Source organism: Streptomyces sp. NPDC101225, assembly GCF_044767585.1.
In the GTDB taxonomy this organism is placed as follows: Bacteria; Actinomycetota; Actinomycetes; order Streptomycetales; family Streptomycetaceae; genus Streptomyces.
In genome coordinates, this window is the sequence record NZ_JBIWOE010000010.1 from 105,377 (window position 1) to 121,534 (window position 16,158).

Sequence of the window (16,158 nt, forward strand, 5' to 3'; positions counted from 1 at the left end):
TTGTGGCGCGCCGCCGGACACGCGCACCATGTGCCCCCACGCGATCAGGCGGCCGGCTCCGGCGCGAGCGCGCTGCGCAGCCGGCGGGCCTGCGACACCAGCCGGGACGAGCCGCGGCGCTGCGCGGTCTGCGCCAGGTGCGGCAGTTCGCCCCGCGCTCCGGCACGCTCCGCGCACTCCGCGGCCACCGCCAGCAGCTCGCCGAGGCCGCGAGCCGACGCCCCCGGGCCGCCCACCGCGAGCTCGGCCAGCAGGACGGGCAGGGTGTGCCGGAGCATTCCCCAGATCGTGGCGCTCGCGCCGGTGGCCGCCGCGGTGCGGGCCGACTCCGCCAGCCGCAGCGGCTTCACCGCCCCGCGGCGTATCAGCTGTCCCAGATCCGCGCCCAGCCGGGCCCCGTCGAGCTGCCCGCGCGCCGCCAGCGTCAGCAGCGCGTCCACCGCGGCGAGCCGGTCCTGAGGCTGCCGGGCGCCGAGACCGTACGCCAGGCACAGGTGGACGGCCTCGCCCGCCGCACCGCCCGACTCGGCGAGCAGGGGCAGGAAGGCGGCGGCGCCCCGCACGTCGTCGACGGCCGCGGTGGACGCCTCGCGCAGCAGGCGCGTCGCCACCAGCTCGCGCCGCTCGGGCAGCACGGCCAGCCAGTGGCCGCGCAGGCCCGGGTCCCAGTGGTAGCAGTGCCAGCGCTCCCCGAACACGCTCACCGGCCCGCCGAGCGGACGGAACTCCGCCGGGAAGTCCTCCTGGAGCTGGAGGAGTTCACCGCATTCGAGCAGGATGCGGGTGCCCGAGGACCGCCGCCGGCCCGCCGGCAGGTCGGGGCCCTCGTACGTCAGCCAGGCGGCGAGCCGCGCGCCTTCCGCCGTGCCGAGCGCCGCCGCGCGCCCGGCGGCCGCCTCGGCCGCGGCACGGTCGGCACGGCGTACCCGCAGCAGTGCCTGTGCGAAGTCCGCCGCCGAGACCCGCGCGCCCAGGCGCCGGTACGCGTCCAGGCGGGCCACCAGCTCGTCGGGCTCCAGCAGACCCGTGCTCCAGGTGGGCGTCGACAGCAGGAACGGCAGCGGCTCGGTCCGCAGCCGGTACGCCACCTCCCACAGGCGGGCGGCGAAGGCCCGGGAGAGCGGGCTGTGGACGCAGGCCTGGTCCGCGGTCCCGTGCTGAATCGGCGCCGACAGCGTCGCGGTGCGCACGCGTCCCCGGAGCGTGGCGAGGAGGAGGTCGAGCCCGTCCGCGGCCGTGAGGACGCGGTTGGCCCGGCTGAAGTGGTCGTCCGGGTGCCGGACGTACCCTGAGTCGGGGCGGTTCCACCAGCGGCGGGCGACCACCGGCGTGAGCGCTTCGAGGAGGGTGCCCCGGTCCCGGTGGGCGTGCCGCACCAGAGCGTCCAGCGCCCGCTCGAACGTGGCCACGTCCCCCTCCGCGGCCATCAGCGCGCTCACCTCCTCGGCGACCTCCGCCGCCGACGCGGGCGCGGGTGCCGGCCGCACCGGCCGGGGAGCCGGGGGCAGGGTCTCCTCGTACGCCGAGGGCTCGAACGCCGCCCGCTCGGCGCCCAGTGCCGAGACCGCCCGCATGCGCAGCGCCGGCACCAACTGCTCCGCCGCGGCCGCCAGTTCGGCCCGGGTCTGGGCCGATCCGACCTTCCTGAGATGGCGCTCCACCAGCTTGAGTGCGCGCTCCTGCACATCGGAGTCCTCGTGCCCGAAGGCCTGCGCGAGGGCGGGCAGCAGGGTCTCGGCCCCGGAGCCGTCCCGGGTGAGGACCTTTCCGAGCAGGACGATCTGGGCGCGCGCCAGCTTCCGCTCGGTACGGAACAGCACCGCGTCGGTCATCTCCGCCAGCTGCCGCTGTGTCAGCTCGCCCGCCAGGGCGAGGGAACCGAGCACCGACTGGGCGTGCGAGGCCACCGGGGAGGCCGCGTCGCAGACGAGGGCGAGCCAGTCCGCGATCCGCCCGCGCTGCTCGGCGGGCGTGAGGGACAGCTCCTTCAGCAGGCGCAGGAACGCCCGCTGATCGGCGGTGGAACCGCCCCGCAGCAGCCGGGCCACGCACGCGTCCACCATCGCCCCGCGGTCCAGGGTGCCCTCGTCGGCCAGCTGCGTCAGCGCGCCGTACCAGCTGTTCGGGCCGTCCCCGGCCAGCCATCCGAAGAAGCCGCCGACGTCCTCGGTCTCGAAGAGCGCGGCCACGAGCTGCGGCAGATACGGGTCCTGCCGAAGCCGGTCCAGCACGCTCTCCGCTCGCTGCCAGGTCCCGGCGACGTGCCCCAGCCAGCCCCGTACGTACGCGTCCGTCGTCGGCACCGGGCAGCCCGACAGCCGTACCAGCCCGGCCATCAGCTCGTACGGCACCCCGGCGCTCTCGGGACGCTGCGCCAGCCGGTGGGTCAGATCGGCGAGCCAGCTCGGCTCGCGGTCGCCCAGGATCCGCAGCAGCAGCGCCGGTGACGTCCTGGACCAGCGCATGTCGGCGGCCGCTATCCACGTCGCGACGGCCGCCGCGCCCGTCTGGCACGCCACCCCGGCCACATACAGCGGCGGATAGGCGCGACGGGAGTCGGCGTCCCACGGGGCCGCTCTCAGCTCCTTGCGCACGTTCTTCAACTCGCCGAAGACCGCACGCCGTTCGCCGTCCGTCAGCTCGTCGAGCAGGCTCACCACCTCGGCCGTCCGGCCCGCCCGTACCGCATCCGTCAGCACGCTCATCGCACACCCCCGTCGACCCGAGTCCTGCCCTGCTCCACCGCGGCGCCGCCCCGCCGCACCATCCGCACCGCCAGCGCGTGCTTGCACGGCCCGCGCCCGCCCCGGTACTTCCCCCACCACGGACAGCTGCAGCTGAGCACCCCCGCCTCGTCCCGCACCCGGTGCACGTGACCGTCCTGCGCGGTCACCGTCCCGAGGGCGCCGTCCAGGGCGACCGCGCCCGTCCCCACCAGCGTCCGGGCCGCACGCAGGCGCGGGTTGTGACGCTCCACGCGCTCGGCGTCGTACGGCAGCTCACGGTGGAAGTAGGCCGCCTCCGCCGGGTCGTAGCCGACCCGTCCCGAGGTGCCCAGGCGCACCAGGGCCGCACGGACCCGCTCGGCGGTCAGGCCCGAGGAGGCGGCCAGGCCGGTGACGTCGATCCGCGGCTCCCAGGCGAGCAGCACCGAGATCAGCTCCGCGTCCTCGGCCGCCTCGTCGGTGGCGAGCGCGTCCAGGACGCCGCCCTCCCCGGAGAAGCCGCGGGAGGCGTCCGGTGACAGCGTGAGCGTCAGCCGCATCCCCGGCAGCACGGCCTCCCACGCGCCGGCCGCGGCGGTGGCGCCGGCGGCCGCGGGGCCGTAGACCCGCAGCGCGGTGGCGTGGCGCAGCACGCGCCGGAGGGCGGTCAGCCGCTCCGGGCCGGGCAGGCACACCGCGCCGGGCACGGGGCGCGTGGTCGGGCGCAGCGTGCGGCCCGCGGGCACCACCCACCCGGGGCCCGCCGAGGCGCCGCGCCCTCCGCCACGCGGCAGCGCGCGCAGGAACCGCACGGCCTCGGCCGCGGGCAGTTCGGCGCGCAGATCGAAGCCGGCCGCGATCACCTGGGCCTCCGCGAAGCCGCGCAGCCACCGGTCCGGCAGCGGCACCTTCTTCTCCACGACCGGGCCGCCCGACGTCGTCACGGCCAGCTCGTCAGGTCCGACGCGCAGATGGAGCGGATCGTCCGAGCCGATCCGCGAAAGCGCCTCGCGCAGCGGGTTGTTGACGTCGACGTTCGTCGTGCCGTGCCCCACCTCGCCGCCGTCCAGGCCCGGCCGCAGCACGTCCAGGCGGGCGTAGACCCCGCAGCAGCCGGAGAAGGACTCGAAGCGCAGCCGGTCGCCGTTGCCCGTCACCACCGGGTCGAGCGAGGCGGGCAGCTGCCGCCGGTAGTAGCGCGCGGCGGCCACGTCCGCGACCGCGAGCAGCCCGGCGGAGGCCACCTGGGGCGACGTCAGGAAGCCCGCGAAGAAACGGGGATGGTCCTGGACGCCCATCGGCGTCGCACCCTGGGCGGTCTCCAGCCCCAGGCGCCGTTCACCCGCCGAGGACTCCAGCGTGGAGGGTCGGCGATAGGCCACGGCCTGCAAAGATCGCGTCATGGAAAAACCGTAGAGGCGACCACTGACAATCGGCTCCGGCCTGCGAAGACGCCGGTGCGGAGGGCGAGTTCGGAGGCGTACCGAGGCCGCGCACCGGGGGATGACGCCGGTGCGCGGCCCAGGCAAAGGGTACGGGAGTCACTGGCCCACGCGACCGGGCTGAAGCGTCCTGGTGAACAGAACGGTGCCGTCGTACTCGCGCAGCCGCACCGTCAGCTCGCCGCTGGAGCCGTCGATGTCGACCTCGCCGAAGAACTGGTAGCCCTCGGCCGGCGAGACGTTCGAGGCGGTCGGCGCCTTCACGAACACCCGGTCCGGACCGAAGGTGGCGTCGAGCGCGCCGGCCGGGAAGGCGCCGGCGTTGAGCGGGCCCGAGACGAACTCCCAGAACGGCTCGAAGTCCTTGAACGCCGCCCGTGACGGGTCGTAGTGCTGGGCCGAGGTGTGGTGCACGTCGGCCGTCAGCCACACCGTCCCCGTGATCCGGCGGTGCTTGATGTACCGCAGCAGCTCCGCGATCTGCAGCTCACGGCCGAGCGGCGCACCCGGGTCGCCCTGGGCGACGGCCTCGAAGTGGGGCTTGCCCTCGAGCCCGTCGGGCACGACGAGGCCGAGCGGCATGTCGGCGGCGACGACCTTCCACACCGTGCGCGACCGCGACAGCTCCCGCTTGAGCCACGCCAGCTGCTCGGCGCCGAGGATGCCCTGCGGATCGGCCGTCTGGTCGTCGGGCGAGTTGGCGTTGCGGTACGTCCGCATGTCGAGCACGAAGACGTCGAGGAGCGGACCGTGGTGGTGGACGCGGTAGATCCGTCCGTCCGGGCGGCCGCCGATCGTGGAGACGGGGAAGTACTCGGAGAACGCGCGCCGGGAGCGCAGCGCCAGGTCGTCCAGCTTCGTACCGGCCGGATAGGGGGTGCCCGAGCCGATGACCTCGCCCGGGTACCAGTTGTTGCGGACCTCGTGGTCGTCCCACTGGACGACGTTGGGCACCTGGGCGTTGAACCGGCGCAGCGCCTGGTCCAGCAGGTTGTAGCGGAAGTTGCCGCGGAAGTCGTCGAGCGTGACCGCGACGTGCGCCTTCTCCTCGGTGGTGACGTTGCGGTACAGGCCGCCGTCGGGCAGCGTCTGCGTCGCCGCGATGGCGCCGTCGGCGTAGATGTTGTCGCCGCTGCACAGGAAGAAGTCCGGGTCCAGCTTCGCCATGGCGTCGAAGATCCGGTAGCCGCCGATGGATTCGTTGATGCCCCAGCCCTGGCCCGCCAGGTCTCCTGACCACACGAACCTGACGTCCTGGCGCCGCCTCGCGGGGGCCGTGCGGAAGGTGCCGGTCACGGGCTCGCCGGTGCGGCGCGGGTCGTCCGGGTCGGCGAGCAGCACGCGGTAGTGGACCTGCTCGCCCGCGGGGAGCCCGTGCAGCCGGGTGGTGCCGGTGAAGTCGGAGTCCGGGCCGAGCAGCGGTCCGCGCCACCTGCGCGCCGTGCGGAAGGAATCCGTCGCGGACGTCTCCACGACCATCCGGGCCGGGCGGTCGGAGCGCACCCACACCAGCCCGGAGTCGCAGGTCACGTCTCCCGCCTGCACGCCCCAACCCGCCCTGGGGCGACCCGGGAGGGCGAAGGCCGGCGCCGTGCCGAGGGCGGTGGGCAGGGCCAGTGCCGCGGGCGCGGCGAGGGTGCCGCGCAGCAGGCTGCGGCGGCCCGGGAACGGGCTGTGTGTCATGGATGCGCCTCCAGGAACGGGCTCCGGCCAGTGTGCGATGCCACACCTACTGGTGCGCCGCAGCGCGCGCGGAAACCACGGGTGAACAACTGACCGCACGGGCAGGGGAAAGGGCGCGCGACGCCCGTGGCCCCGACGTCGGACCGCAGGCTCCGGGCCGGCCGCCGATCCCCGTGCGCCGTGCTCGCCCTGCTCTCACGCCCCCGTCGCGGCCTCGGCCATGAGCCCTACGCCCGCCCGGATGCGCGCGGGCGCGAGATGGGCGTAGCCGAGCACCAGCCGTACGCCCTCTGCCCCGTCCGCGTCGGCACGCGCGTGCGTGTAGTCCGCCAGCGGGCGTACGGCGACGCCGGCCGCGGTGACGCGCGCGAGGAAGTCCTCCCGCGGGCCGTACCGCTCCGGCAGCGCGGCGATGACGTGCAGTCCGGCCGCGATCCCCGAGACCTCCGCACCGGGGAAGTGCTCCCGCAGCGCTGCCACCAGCACGTCGCGCCGTTCGCGGTACGCGCGCTGGCAGCGGCGCAGCTGGCGGTCGTAGTCGCCGCGTTCGACGAAGTGGGCGAACAGCGCCTGGTCGAGGGTGGGATGGCCGAGATCCATGGTGCGCTTGCGCTCGATCACCTCGTCGGCCAGCGACTCCGGCACGAGCAGCCAGCCGAGCCGCAGTCCCGGGGCGAGCGACTTGCTGACGGAGCCCGTGTAGGCCACGTGCTCCGGGTCGAGGCCCTGCAACGCGCCCACGGGAGCGCGGTCGTAGCGGAAGTCGCCGTCGTAGTCGTCCTCCAGGACGAGCCCGTCCACCGACCGTGCCCAGGCGAGCAGCCGGGTGCGCCGGCGTGCGGAGTAGGCGATCCCGGTGGGGAACTGGTGGGAGGGTGTCGTCACGACGGCCCGGACGCCCGAGTCCCGCAGCGGGCCGGGGACGATTCCCTCGTCGTCCAGCGGCAGGGGCACGGTCGTGACGCCGGCCGAGGCGTACAGGGCGTCGTGCTGCGGGCTGCCGGGGTCCTCCACACCGACGGCGCGCACCCCGCGCGCGTGGAGCGCGAATCCGAGCAGGGTCGTCGCCTGTGCCACCCCGGAGACGACGACGATGCGCTCCGGGTCCGCGACCACGCCCCGGCGGCGCGCCAGCAGTTCGGCCAGCGCGGTGCGCAGCCGCGGCAGTCCGCGCGGATCGGGATAGCCGAGGTCCTGGTGCGGCAGCCCGGCCAGGACGGCACGCTGCGCCGCCGCCCAGGCGGAGCGCGGGAACAGCGACAGATCCGGCGTGCCCGCCACGAAGTCCGCCCGCACGCCGGGGGAGCGCGGCGCGAGGTCACGCGCGCGTGGCGGCGCGGCCCGCACGGCGCCGCCCACCCAGGTGCCGGCCCCGCGCCCGCTGCGCAGATAGCCCTCCGCCGTCAGCTGCTCGTACGCCTCGGTGACCAGCCCCCGCGACACCCCCAGGTCGGCGGCGAGATCCCGGCTCGACGGCAGCCGGGTGCCCGGCGCCAGCCTCCCGGTCCGCACCGCCTCCCGAAGTGCCGCCTGCAGCGAGCGCCCGCGCGTGCGTGCCGGGGCGGAGACGGCGGGCAGGAGCAGTTCCCAGGCGGGGGAGCCGGCCCCGACGGGCTGCGTGGCCGCGGCCGGGGCGGCGGGCTCGTCCCGATTGGTCTGCGATGACGTCATGGAAATGGACCTTAAACCGGACCGCCGCACTGCCTAGCGTCGCCGCCATGAACGCCACCACCACGCGCGGCGCCCTGCCGGCCGCGCTCGCCTGCGTCCTCGTCGGCGGGTCCTTCACGGCGAACAGCGTCCTGGGCCGCTACCCGTACGCGGGCGGCCAGTTCCTGCGCTACGGTCTCGCCTGCCTGCTGCTCCTGCCCCTGGCCGGCAAGGGCGCCACGGCACGGCTGCGCGCGCTCGCGCCCCGCCGGTGGCTGCGCCTCGCACTGCTCGCCGCCGTCGGCATGGTCGGCTTCAACCTGGCCGTGATCGCGGCGGAGCGTTCCGCCGAACCGGCCGTGCCCGGGGTCTTCGTGGGATGCGCGCCCGTGGTCGTCGCCGTCCTGGTGCCGCTCCTGGACGGACGCCGGCCCCGACGCGCGGTGCTGTACGGGGCGTTGCTGGTCGCCTGCGGTGCCTTCACGGTGCAGGGATGGGGGCGCACGGACGGCACCGGGATCGCCTTCTCGGCCTGCGCGCTGGCCGGGGAGGTCGGGTTCGCCGTACTCGCCGTGCCCGTCCTGCGGCCCCTGGGCCCCCGGCTGCTGTCGGCCACGGTGTGCGGCATCGCCGCGGCCGGATCGGCGGCGGCCGGGCCGCTGGTGGACGGCCCGGCGTGGCTGCGGCGCCCCGACACCACCGAGGCCGCCGCGCTGCTGTGGCAGGCGGTGGTCGTCACCGTCGTCGGCTTCGTGTGCTGGTACCGGGGCATGCAGCGGCTCGGTGCCGAGCGCGCGACGCTCTTCTCTGGCCTCATCCCGGTCGCCGCCGCCTGCACGGCCCCGCTGGTCGGAGCGGGCTCCTACGGGGCCGCCCAGGCCCTCGGCAGCGTCCTCGTCGGCGCCGGCGTCGCCCTGGGATCCGGTGCCCCGGCCCGCGGGCGCACCGCCTCAGCTGCTGCGCCCGGGCGCGCGGCTGCCGTCGAGGACTACGCGGGCGACCAGCGCCGGGTCGTCGCTCATCGGGCAGTGCCCGCAGCCGGGCAGCCGCACCAGCCGGGCCCGGGGGATGATCTGCTTGGCGCGCACGCCCTGGCGGCGTACCAGCAGCATGTCCCTGCTGCCCCAGCCCACGGTGACCGGAAGACCGGGCAGGTCGTCGGTGAACCGCACGCTGCTGCCCGCCCGGAGGGTCGCGTCGAACCCGGTCGCCTGCGCCAGGGCGAGCGTCTCGGCGACCACGGCCTCGGGTGAACGCCGGCCCGGGCGGGCGTAGATGGTGCTCGTCAGCATGGTCCGCCCGGCCGCCGAACGCGACAGCCGCCGCACCAGTGGCGGCGGCAGCCGCCGCGAGATCCGCCGCATGGCGGTCAGCACACCGAAGGCGTAACGCCGTTCGGCCTCCGACCAGAAACCGGCCGGGGACAGGGCGGTCACGGACCGCACGACCTTCTCGCGGCCGAGCTCGAGCGCGAGCAGACCGCCGAGGGAGTTGCCCGCCACATGCGGACGGTCGAGCTCCAGTGCCTCGCAGAACGCGCGGAACACGGCCGTCGTCGTCGCCAGGTCGTAGGCGAGCCCGTCCGGCAGCCCGGGGGAGACGCCGAAGCCGGGCAGGTCCACGGCGATCACGTCGCGCTCGGTCGCCAGAATGTCCACCACCGGGTCCCAGGCCTGCCGGTGGTGGCCGATGCCGTGCAGCAGGAGCAGCGGCTCGCCGCTGCCCACGCGCGCGTAGGAGACGGTCACGGGCTGCGGACCGCCTGGTGAGGGGACCTTGAAGGAGACGGTGGCGGACATGGAGGTGCTCCTCGTCTGGGGCTCGCTGACGGACACGCCGTAGACAGCTTGTCAGCAATTGCTACCGACGGGTAGCCCCCGGGTGCGGGCAACACCGCGGACGTCAACGCCCCGGGCGGAACTCCATGTTGAAATGCGGCGTCCCGAACCGGCGCATGAGGTCCAGCCACAGCGGCATGAACATCTCGACGCCGCGCGAGGCCGTGATCCCGCCCAGGTCGAGCACCCGGTGCGCGGGCCAGCCGAACTCGCCGAGCATGCGGGTGACCTGCTCCTTGGCGTCCGCGTCCTCCCCGCACACGAAGATCTGGTGCTCACCGGGCACCAGGGAGGGCTCCACCATCACGTCGCAGTTGACGGTGTTGAGCGTCTTCACCACGCGTGCGTGCGGAAACGCGCGCTGCACCTGCTCGCCCACGCTGTCCGACCCGACCGGGTCCAGCCGCACCTGCCCGTCCTCGAAGGCGATGGGGTTGGAGACGTCGACGACGATCTTCCCGTCGAGCTGCGCCGCCCCGGCCGCCTCCAGCGCCGCGAGGGTCACCCGGCCCCCGACGGCCGTGATGACCACCTCCGCGGGCGAGGCCGCCTCCTCGAAGGTGCCGGCCCGCGCCCCCGCGCCGGTCTGGCGCGCCCACTCCAGGGCGGCCGGATTGTCCTTGGTGCGCGAGCCGAGCGTCACCTCGTGGCCCAGTGCCACCAGTTTGCCGCCGAGCTTCCGCCCCACCGTGCCCGTTCCCAGAACCGCGTACCGCATGGCCGCCTCCGCTGCCTTCGCCGCCGACCGCCGGCGGCCCGCGGGCCATTCTGCTCCGGAACACGCGGAATTCTCCTGGACACGGCCGCACGCGTCGCATGGGATGGGACCGTGACCACCGACACCGACGTCTTCGAAGAGCACCGCCCCGTCCTGATGGGAGTCGCCTACCGCATGCTCGGCAGGGTGGCCGACGCGGAGGACGTGGTCCAGGACGCCTGGCTGCGCTGGTCCGGCGCGGACCGCGGCGGCGTGCGCGAGCCGCGCGCCTACCTGGTGCGCGTCACCACGCGCCTCGCCATCGACCGGCTGCGCCAGGTCAAGGCCCGCAACGAGGCGTACGTCGGCCCGTGGCTGCCCGAGCCGTACCTGACCGACTTCGGGGACGGCGTCCCGGACACCGCCGAGCGCGCCGTGCTCGCCGACTCCGTCTCGCTCGCCGTCCTCGTCGTGCTGGAGTCGCTCTCGCCGCTGGAGCGGGCCGTGTTCGTGCTGCGCGAGGCCTTCGGCTACCCGTACGCGGACATCGCCGCCATGCTCGACCGGGGCGAGGCGGCGGTACGCCAGCTCGCCGGGCGGGCCCGCAAGCACGTCGACGAGCGCAGGCCGCGCTACGAGGTCGATCCCGCCCGGCGCCGTGAGCTGACCGAGCAGTTCCTCGCCGCCGCGGGTGGCGGCGACCTGGAGACGCTCATGGCCCTGCTCGCCCCCGACGTGCGGCTCGTGGGCGACAGCGGCGGCAAGTCCCGCGCCCCCCTGCGGGTCCTGGAGACCTCCGACAAGGTGGGCCGCTTCCTCATCGGCGCCGCCGGGAAGGGCGTGCCGGACCCGACGTTCCGGTTCATGGAAATCAACGGCGGCGTCGCGGTCGTCGTCCTGTCCGCGGGCAAGCCCGACAGCGTCTTCCAGGTGGACGTCTACGAGGACCGCATCCAGGCGATCTACATCATGCGCAACCCGGACAAATTCCTCTCCCTCATGGCTCCCTGAAACGGAGGAGGCAGCTCCGTTACGAACGCCGTGTGAACGCTGCGCGGCGGGCGCCCCGTGCCGTGCCCACCGGGATCGAGGATTGGTCTTGACCAAGGGTTTGGGCCGCCTTATGGTCGCAGATAAGTGCAACAACCTTTAATAAACAAGGGCGCTAAAACGCCGCCGGATCACGGCGATTGCGGAGGACAGGGTGGGGACCACGCAGTTGGAGTCGGTGCCGGAACCGAAGTACTGGCACCTCAAGACCGTGCTCAGCGAGGCATTGGATTCCGAGTTCTCCGTGGGCGAGATCCTGCCCAACGAACGGGACCTGGCGGCCCGCTTCGGCGTCGCCCGGGCCACGCTCCGCCAGGCCCTGGAGCAGCTCGAACTGGAGGGCAGGCTGCAGCGCCGCCGCGGGGTCGGCACGACCGTCGCCCCGCCGCGCGTGGGCGTCGCGGTCGGCACGGAGCAGCACGCCTGGCCGGGGGGCGCCGACGACGTCTGGCAGGCAGTCGACTGCGTCCAGGGGGCCGCGTCCGCCGCCGTCGCCGCGGCGCTGGAGATCGCCCCGGACGAGGCCGTCCACACCGTGCGCCGCTCCCGTACCTCGCACGGCCAGACCGTCGCGGCGGAGCTGCTCCACATCCCGACCGCCTCGGTGCCCGACCTGTCGGCCATAGACGCGCCGTCCGGCCCGGCACGCGCGCGTGCGGTGCTGCGCGAGCTGCACCGGCTGGAGCTGGAGCGCCGCGACAGCTCCGTGGAACTGGGCTCCGCGCGCGCCGACGACGCGAAGGAACTGGACCGGCTCCCGGGCGCGCCCGTCCTCGTCGTCACCACCCGCTTCCTCGCCGAGGGCCGCACCGCGGCGCTGTCCGTCGCCACGTACCGCGCGGACACCTGCCGGCTGACCTTCGGCGACTCGGGCGGTGTGGAGATCCACCAGGGACCCGAGCGCCAGGCGTCCTGACCCCCGGCCTGCCGCTGTGCCCCGGAGCCGCTCCGGGGCACAGCGCCGCACGGCCCTCTCAGCGGCGCGCCGTCACGGTGCCCTCCACCGCGAACAGCTGCTCCTCCACGTGGTCCAGGGCGAGCCGCAGCGCGCCGGTCGCCACCGCCGCCTCCCCGAGCAGCGACAGCGCCACCTCCGGCGGGCGCAGGCAGTAGCGCGCCAACTCGCGGCGCAGCGGGTCCAGTACGCCGTCCAGGCCCGAGGCCCAGCCGCCGACGACGACCAGCTCCGGGTCGAGGGCCAGCACGAGGGCGGCCACGTCGTGCACGAGCCGCTGGATGAAGCGCTCGACGGCCGCGCGGGCCCGCTGGTCGCCCTCGCGGGCCTGCGCGAAGACCTCGGCGACGGCCTGCTCGTCGAGCGGATGCAGGGGCTCGTCCGTGGTGGACAGCAGCGTCTCGGGCGTCACCTCGCGGCCCAGCAGGTGCAGCGCGCCGATCTCACCCGCCGCCCCGCCGTACCCGCGGTGCAGCTGTCCGCCGATCAGCGAGCCCGCCCCCGGGCTGAGTCCGGCGAGCACGAACACGATGTCGTCGGACTCGGTGGCCGCGCCCTTCCAGTGCTCGGCGACGGCGGCGGCGTTGGCGTCGTTCTCCACCAGCACCGGGCACTTGAAGGACCGGCTCAGCCGCTCGCCGAGGGCCAGTCCCGTCCATTCCGGCAGCGCCGCGCACAGCCGTACCGTGCCGTCGGCCTCGACGATCCCGGGCGAGGCCACGCCGACGGCCCGCAGCGAGCCACGGGAGACCCCGGCCCGGCGCAGCAGCTCCGCCACCGTCGTACGGGCCCGGTCCAGGCGCTCCTCGGCGGGCGCCGACTCGTCGACGTCCTTGCTCGCCGAGCCGAGTACCCGCCCGTCGAGGTCGGCCAGCAGCGCGGCCACGCGGTGGGAGCCGATGTCCAGGCCCAGCAGATGTCCGGCCTCGGCCCGGAACCGGAAGCGCCGGGCGGGCCGCCCCTGCCGCCGTACGAGGCTCTCGTCGGCCGCCTTCTCGACGACGTAGCCCGCTTCGATGAGGCCCTCGACGACACCCTCGACGGTCGGCCGGGACAGTCCGGTCACCCGGGTGATCTCGGTCAGTGTCGCCGCGTCCGTGGCCCGCAGCGCGTGCAGCACCACCGCGGAGTTGATCCTTCGCAGCAGTGAGGGATCCCCGCCGGTCAGCTGCCCCAAGGTCCCGTCCTCCCAGCTCGTGCGCGTGTTGGCCGGATGGTACTCGGCGGCGGGGAGCCCGGCGAGTGCCAGGGGGGACCGACACACCGGCCGGCCCGCGGAGCGTGCGCTGCGCGGGGTCGCCTGACGGACCGCCAATTGTCAGTGGCACCCGCTTTACTGGATCACATGGACATCGCGAAGTGCCTCGCCCTGGTCGACGAGCTGTGGGACCGGGACGTGGGCGGGCCCGGTCCCGGCATGGTCGAGTTAGCGGTGAGCGGCGGCGAGTGCCCGGACGGCCGCCTGACGGCGGAGGACGTCTACGCCCTGGAAGAAGCCCTCACCGAGCGGCTGACCACCCGGCGAGGAGCGGCCGCCCGCTGGGGGACCGGGACGCTGCGGGAGCGCATGAGCCGCGGGGAGGAGATACCCGACCCCTGGGCGCGGCTCGCTGCCCAGGCGGTGGAGCTGCGGGGCTGGGAGAACGCCCGCGGCCGCTGGCTCATCGTCACCGTGGCGGACACCGACCCCGAGGCCGGGGTCCGGCTGCTCCTCGCCGTCACGGACGTCGTCCCGGACTGACGGGTCACGCCTGCGCGGCCACCCGCAGCCGCCCGTACTCCTCCGCCATCGTCGCCGCCGTCCAGTGGGCGTTGAGGCCGCTCGGATTCGGCAGGACCCATACCCGCGCATCCCCGATCAGCCGCTCCTGGGGCCCCACTTGCGCCGTACGGTCGTCGAAGGCCGCCCGGTAGGCGGTGACCCCGACCACGGCCAGCCAGCGCGGACGCAGCCGCGCGACCTTCAAGGCCAGGTGCCGTCCGCCCTCGCGGTACTCCTCGGCCGTCAGCTCGTCGGCCCGCGCGGTCGCCCGCGCCACGACGTTCGTGATCCCCAGCCCGTACGACAGCAACTCCTGCTGCTCGGCCGGCTTCAGCAGCCTCGGCGTGAACCCGGACAGGTGCAGCACCGGCCAGAACCGGTTGCCGGGCCGGGCGAAATGGTGGCCCGTCGCGGCCGTCGTCAACCCCGGGTTGATGCCGCAGAAGAGCACCTGGAGGCCGTCGGCGGCCACGTCCGGGACGAGACGGCCGCGAGCGGCCTCCAGTTCCGCCTGGGTGAAGCGGGTCAGAGGATCGCCCCCGGCGTGTAGCCCGCGGCCTCCGGGTGCTGCTTGACGATCTCCTCGACACGGGCGACGACGGCTCCCACCTGGGCGGCGGCCGCGCCCGTGAAGGACAGCCTGTCCGCCATCAGGTCCGCCAGCTGCTCGCGGTCGAGCGGCAGCCGCTCGTCGGCGGCCAGCTTGTCGAGCAGGTCGTTGCGCTCGGCACCCTGCTCGCGCATCGCGAGCGCCGTGGCGACGGCGTTCTCCTTGATCGCCTCGTGGGCGACCTCGCGGCCGACGCCCGAGCGCACCGCGCCCATGAGCACCTTCGTGGTCGCGAGGAACGGCAGGTAGCGGTCCAGCTCGCGCGCGATCACCGCGGGGAAGGCGCCGAACTCGTCCAGCACGGTCAGGAACGTCTCCAGCAGGCCGTCCAGCGCGAAGAACGCGTCGGGCAGGGCCACCCGGCGGACCACCGAGCAGGACACGTCGCCCTCGTTCCACTGGTCCCCCGCCAGCTCGCCGGTCATCGAGGCGTAGCCGCGCAGGATCACCATCAGGCCGTTGACGCGCTCGCAGGACCGCGTGTTCATCTTGTGCGGCATCGCGGAGGAACCGACCTGGCCGGGCTTGAAGCCCTCGGTGACCAGCTCGTGCCCGGCCATCAGGCGGATCGTCCTGGCGAGCGAGGAGGGGGCGGCCGCGAGCTGCACGAGCGCCGTCACGACCTCGTAGTCCAGCGAGCGCGGGTAGACCTGGCCGACCGAGGTGAACGCCTGCGAGAAGCCCAGGTGCCCGGCGATCCGGTCCTCCAGCTCGGCGAGCTTCGAGGCGTCGCCGCCCAGCAGGTCCAGCATGTCCTGCGCCGTGCCCACCGGGCCCTTGATGCCCCGCAGCGGGTAGCGGCCGAGCAGTTCCTCGACCCGGCCGTACGCGACGAGCAGCTCGTCGGCCGCGGTCGCGAACCGCTTGCCCAGCGTCGTGGCCTGCGCGGCGACGTTGTGCGAGCGGCCGGCCATGACCAGCTCGGCGTACTCGCCCGCCAGCTTGCCCAGACGCGCCAGCACGGCCACCGTGCGGCCGCGCATCAGCTCCAGCGACAGCCGGATCTGGAGCTGCTCGACGTTCTCGGTGAGGTCGCGCGAGGTCATGCCCTTGTGCACGTGCTCATGCCCGGCGAGGTCGTTGAACTCCTCGATCCGGGCCTTCACGTCGTGCCGGGTGACCTTCTCGCGCTCGGCGATGGACGCGAGGTCGACGGTGTCCAGGACACGCTCGTAGTCGGCGATCGCCCCGTCCGGCACCTCGATGCCGAGGTCCTTCTGGGCCCGCAGCACGGCGAGCCAGAGCTGCCGCTCCAGCTTCACCTTCTGCTCGGGCGACCAGAGCGTGGCGAGCTCGGCGGAGGCGTAGCGTCCGGCGAGGACGTTCGGGATGCGGGGCTTGGCGGGCGCAGAAGTCACGTGGACGGATTCTACTGGCGATTCGTGCAGGCCAGCGCCGCGCCCCCCTTCGTCGGAAGCTACGAGACCCGCGTCACCACGGGGAGTCGGCCGGCTCCGCCGGCACGTCACCGTGCCACAGCGCGGGCGCGCACCGGCAGGCCGGCGTCCGTCGGCGCGGCGCGGGAGCCAGTTCCAGCAGCTCGGCGCGCGCCGGCGGGTACGCCCGGTACGTCGCCGTCACCTCGGCGCGGGTGCCGGCCCGGCGGCGCTCGGGGGTGTCGTGGGCGAAGGGGCCGTACGGCGGCTGCCGGGGCAGGTTCCGGCCGCCCACGGTCCGGCGGCGGACGGCGTGGACGATTCCGGCCGGGGCGTGTCCGGGCCGGGGCCCCACGCGTGGATGCGGCCCCTGACGCCGGTCACCCGGGT

The 16,158-nt window shown here is 74.7% G+C and carries 13 protein-coding genes and 1 pseudogene; 4 read left to right on the top strand and 10 right to left on the bottom strand.

Going from position 1 to position 16,158, the window contains the following annotated elements; translation table 11 throughout:
- Positions 1 to 44: 44 nt before the first annotated feature.
- The 4 genes from ACIRPX_RS17055 to ACIRPX_RS17070 all read right to left on the bottom strand — a co-directional run bounded on the left by ACIRPX_RS17055 (position 45) and on the right by ACIRPX_RS17070 (position 7,501).
- The gene (locus ACIRPX_RS17055) at positions 45 to 2,705 is read right to left on the bottom strand and encodes a DUF6493 family protein (protein ID WP_404194522.1); all 2,661 of its coding nucleotides are present in this window, start codon (positions 2,703 to 2,705) and stop codon (positions 45 to 47) included.
- Complete coding sequence (locus tag ACIRPX_RS17060) at positions 2,702 to 4,108, bottom strand: SWIM zinc finger family protein (protein WP_404194525.1); 1,407 nt, start codon at positions 4,106 to 4,108, stop codon at positions 2,702 to 2,704. Before ACIRPX_RS17060 ends, ACIRPX_RS17055 begins: the two co-directional genes overlap by 4 nt.
- A gap of 138 nt (positions 4,109 to 4,246) precedes the next feature.
- Entirely contained in the window at positions 4,247 to 5,830 is a 1,584-nt protein-coding gene (locus ACIRPX_RS17065) for an alkaline phosphatase D family protein (RefSeq protein ID WP_404194528.1), read from the bottom strand.
- A gap of 195 nt (positions 5,831 to 6,025) precedes the next feature.
- Complete coding sequence (locus tag ACIRPX_RS17070; protein WP_404194530.1) at positions 6,026 to 7,501, bottom strand: PLP-dependent aminotransferase family protein; 1,476 nt, start codon at positions 7,499 to 7,501, stop codon at positions 6,026 to 6,028.
- 47 nt (positions 7,502 to 7,548) lie between these two features.
- Between ACIRPX_RS17070 and ACIRPX_RS17075 the strand changes: the two are divergent.
- Positions 7,549 to 8,385: pseudogene (locus ACIRPX_RS17075) on the top strand (EamA family transporter); the annotation flags it as partial.
- Between the two features lie 45 nt (positions 8,386 to 8,430).
- Here ACIRPX_RS17075 and ACIRPX_RS17080 read toward each other — a convergent pair.
- Together ACIRPX_RS17080 and ACIRPX_RS17085 are read right to left on the bottom strand one after the other, a co-directional pair.
- A complete protein-coding gene (locus ACIRPX_RS17080) occupies positions 8,431 to 9,279 on the bottom strand; it encodes an alpha/beta fold hydrolase (RefSeq protein ID WP_404194532.1) in 849 nt (282 codons plus the stop codon).
- 103 nt (positions 9,280 to 9,382) lie between these two features.
- Positions 9,383 to 10,036 carry an NADPH-dependent F420 reductase gene (locus tag ACIRPX_RS17085; protein ID WP_404194535.1) on the bottom strand — a complete coding sequence of 218 codons (654 nt, stop codon included), beginning with the start codon at positions 10,034 to 10,036 and terminating at the stop codon, positions 9,383 to 9,385.
- A gap of 111 nt (positions 10,037 to 10,147) precedes the next feature.
- On the opposite strand from ACIRPX_RS17085, the gene ACIRPX_RS17090 reads away from it, so the two are divergent.
- Both ACIRPX_RS17090 and ACIRPX_RS17095 read left to right on the top strand, forming a co-directional pair.
- On the top strand, positions 10,148 to 11,026 hold the full coding sequence (locus ACIRPX_RS17090) for an RNA polymerase sigma-70 factor (protein ID WP_404194538.1): 879 nt from the start codon (positions 10,148 to 10,150) through the stop codon (positions 11,024 to 11,026).
- A 193-nt stretch (positions 11,027 to 11,219) separates the two neighbouring features.
- On the top strand, positions 11,220 to 11,981 hold the full coding sequence (locus ACIRPX_RS17095; RefSeq protein WP_404194541.1) for a GntR family transcriptional regulator: 762 nt from the start codon (positions 11,220 to 11,222) through the stop codon (positions 11,979 to 11,981).
- 58 nt (positions 11,982 to 12,039) lie between these two features.
- Here ACIRPX_RS17095 and ACIRPX_RS17100 read toward each other — a convergent pair whose 3' ends face one another.
- Positions 12,040 to 13,197, bottom strand: a complete 1,158-nt coding sequence (locus ACIRPX_RS17100; RefSeq protein ID WP_404194543.1) for an ROK family transcriptional regulator — start codon at positions 13,195 to 13,197, stop codon at positions 12,040 to 12,042.
- Between the two features lie 168 nt (positions 13,198 to 13,365).
- Between ACIRPX_RS17100 and ACIRPX_RS17105 the strand changes: the two genes are divergently transcribed.
- A complete protein-coding gene (locus ACIRPX_RS17105; protein ID WP_404194546.1) occupies positions 13,366 to 13,761 on the top strand; it encodes a hypothetical protein in 396 nt (131 codons plus the stop codon).
- A gap of 4 nt (positions 13,762 to 13,765) precedes the next feature.
- Here ACIRPX_RS17105 and mug read toward each other — a convergent pair whose 3' ends face one another.
- The 3 genes from mug to ACIRPX_RS17120 all read right to left on the bottom strand — a co-directional run bounded on the left by mug (position 13,766) and on the right by ACIRPX_RS17120 (position 16,123).
- Positions 13,766 to 14,311, bottom strand: coding sequence for a G/U mismatch-specific DNA glycosylase (mug, locus tag ACIRPX_RS17110; RefSeq protein WP_404194863.1), 546 nt, complete (start codon positions 14,309 to 14,311; stop codon positions 13,766 to 13,768).
- Positions 14,308 to 15,750 (bottom strand): adenylosuccinate lyase, encoded by a 1,443-nt coding sequence (purB, locus tag ACIRPX_RS17115; protein ID WP_404194549.1) that lies wholly within the window; start codon positions 15,748 to 15,750, stop codon positions 14,308 to 14,310. The genes mug and purB overlap by 4 nt, the downstream gene beginning before the upstream one ends.
- A 73-nt stretch (positions 15,751 to 15,823) precedes the next feature.
- Complete coding sequence (locus tag ACIRPX_RS17120) at positions 15,824 to 16,123, bottom strand: hypothetical protein (RefSeq protein ID WP_404194552.1); 300 nt, start codon at positions 16,121 to 16,123, stop codon at positions 15,824 to 15,826.
- Positions 16,124 to 16,158: the final 35 nt, after the last annotated feature.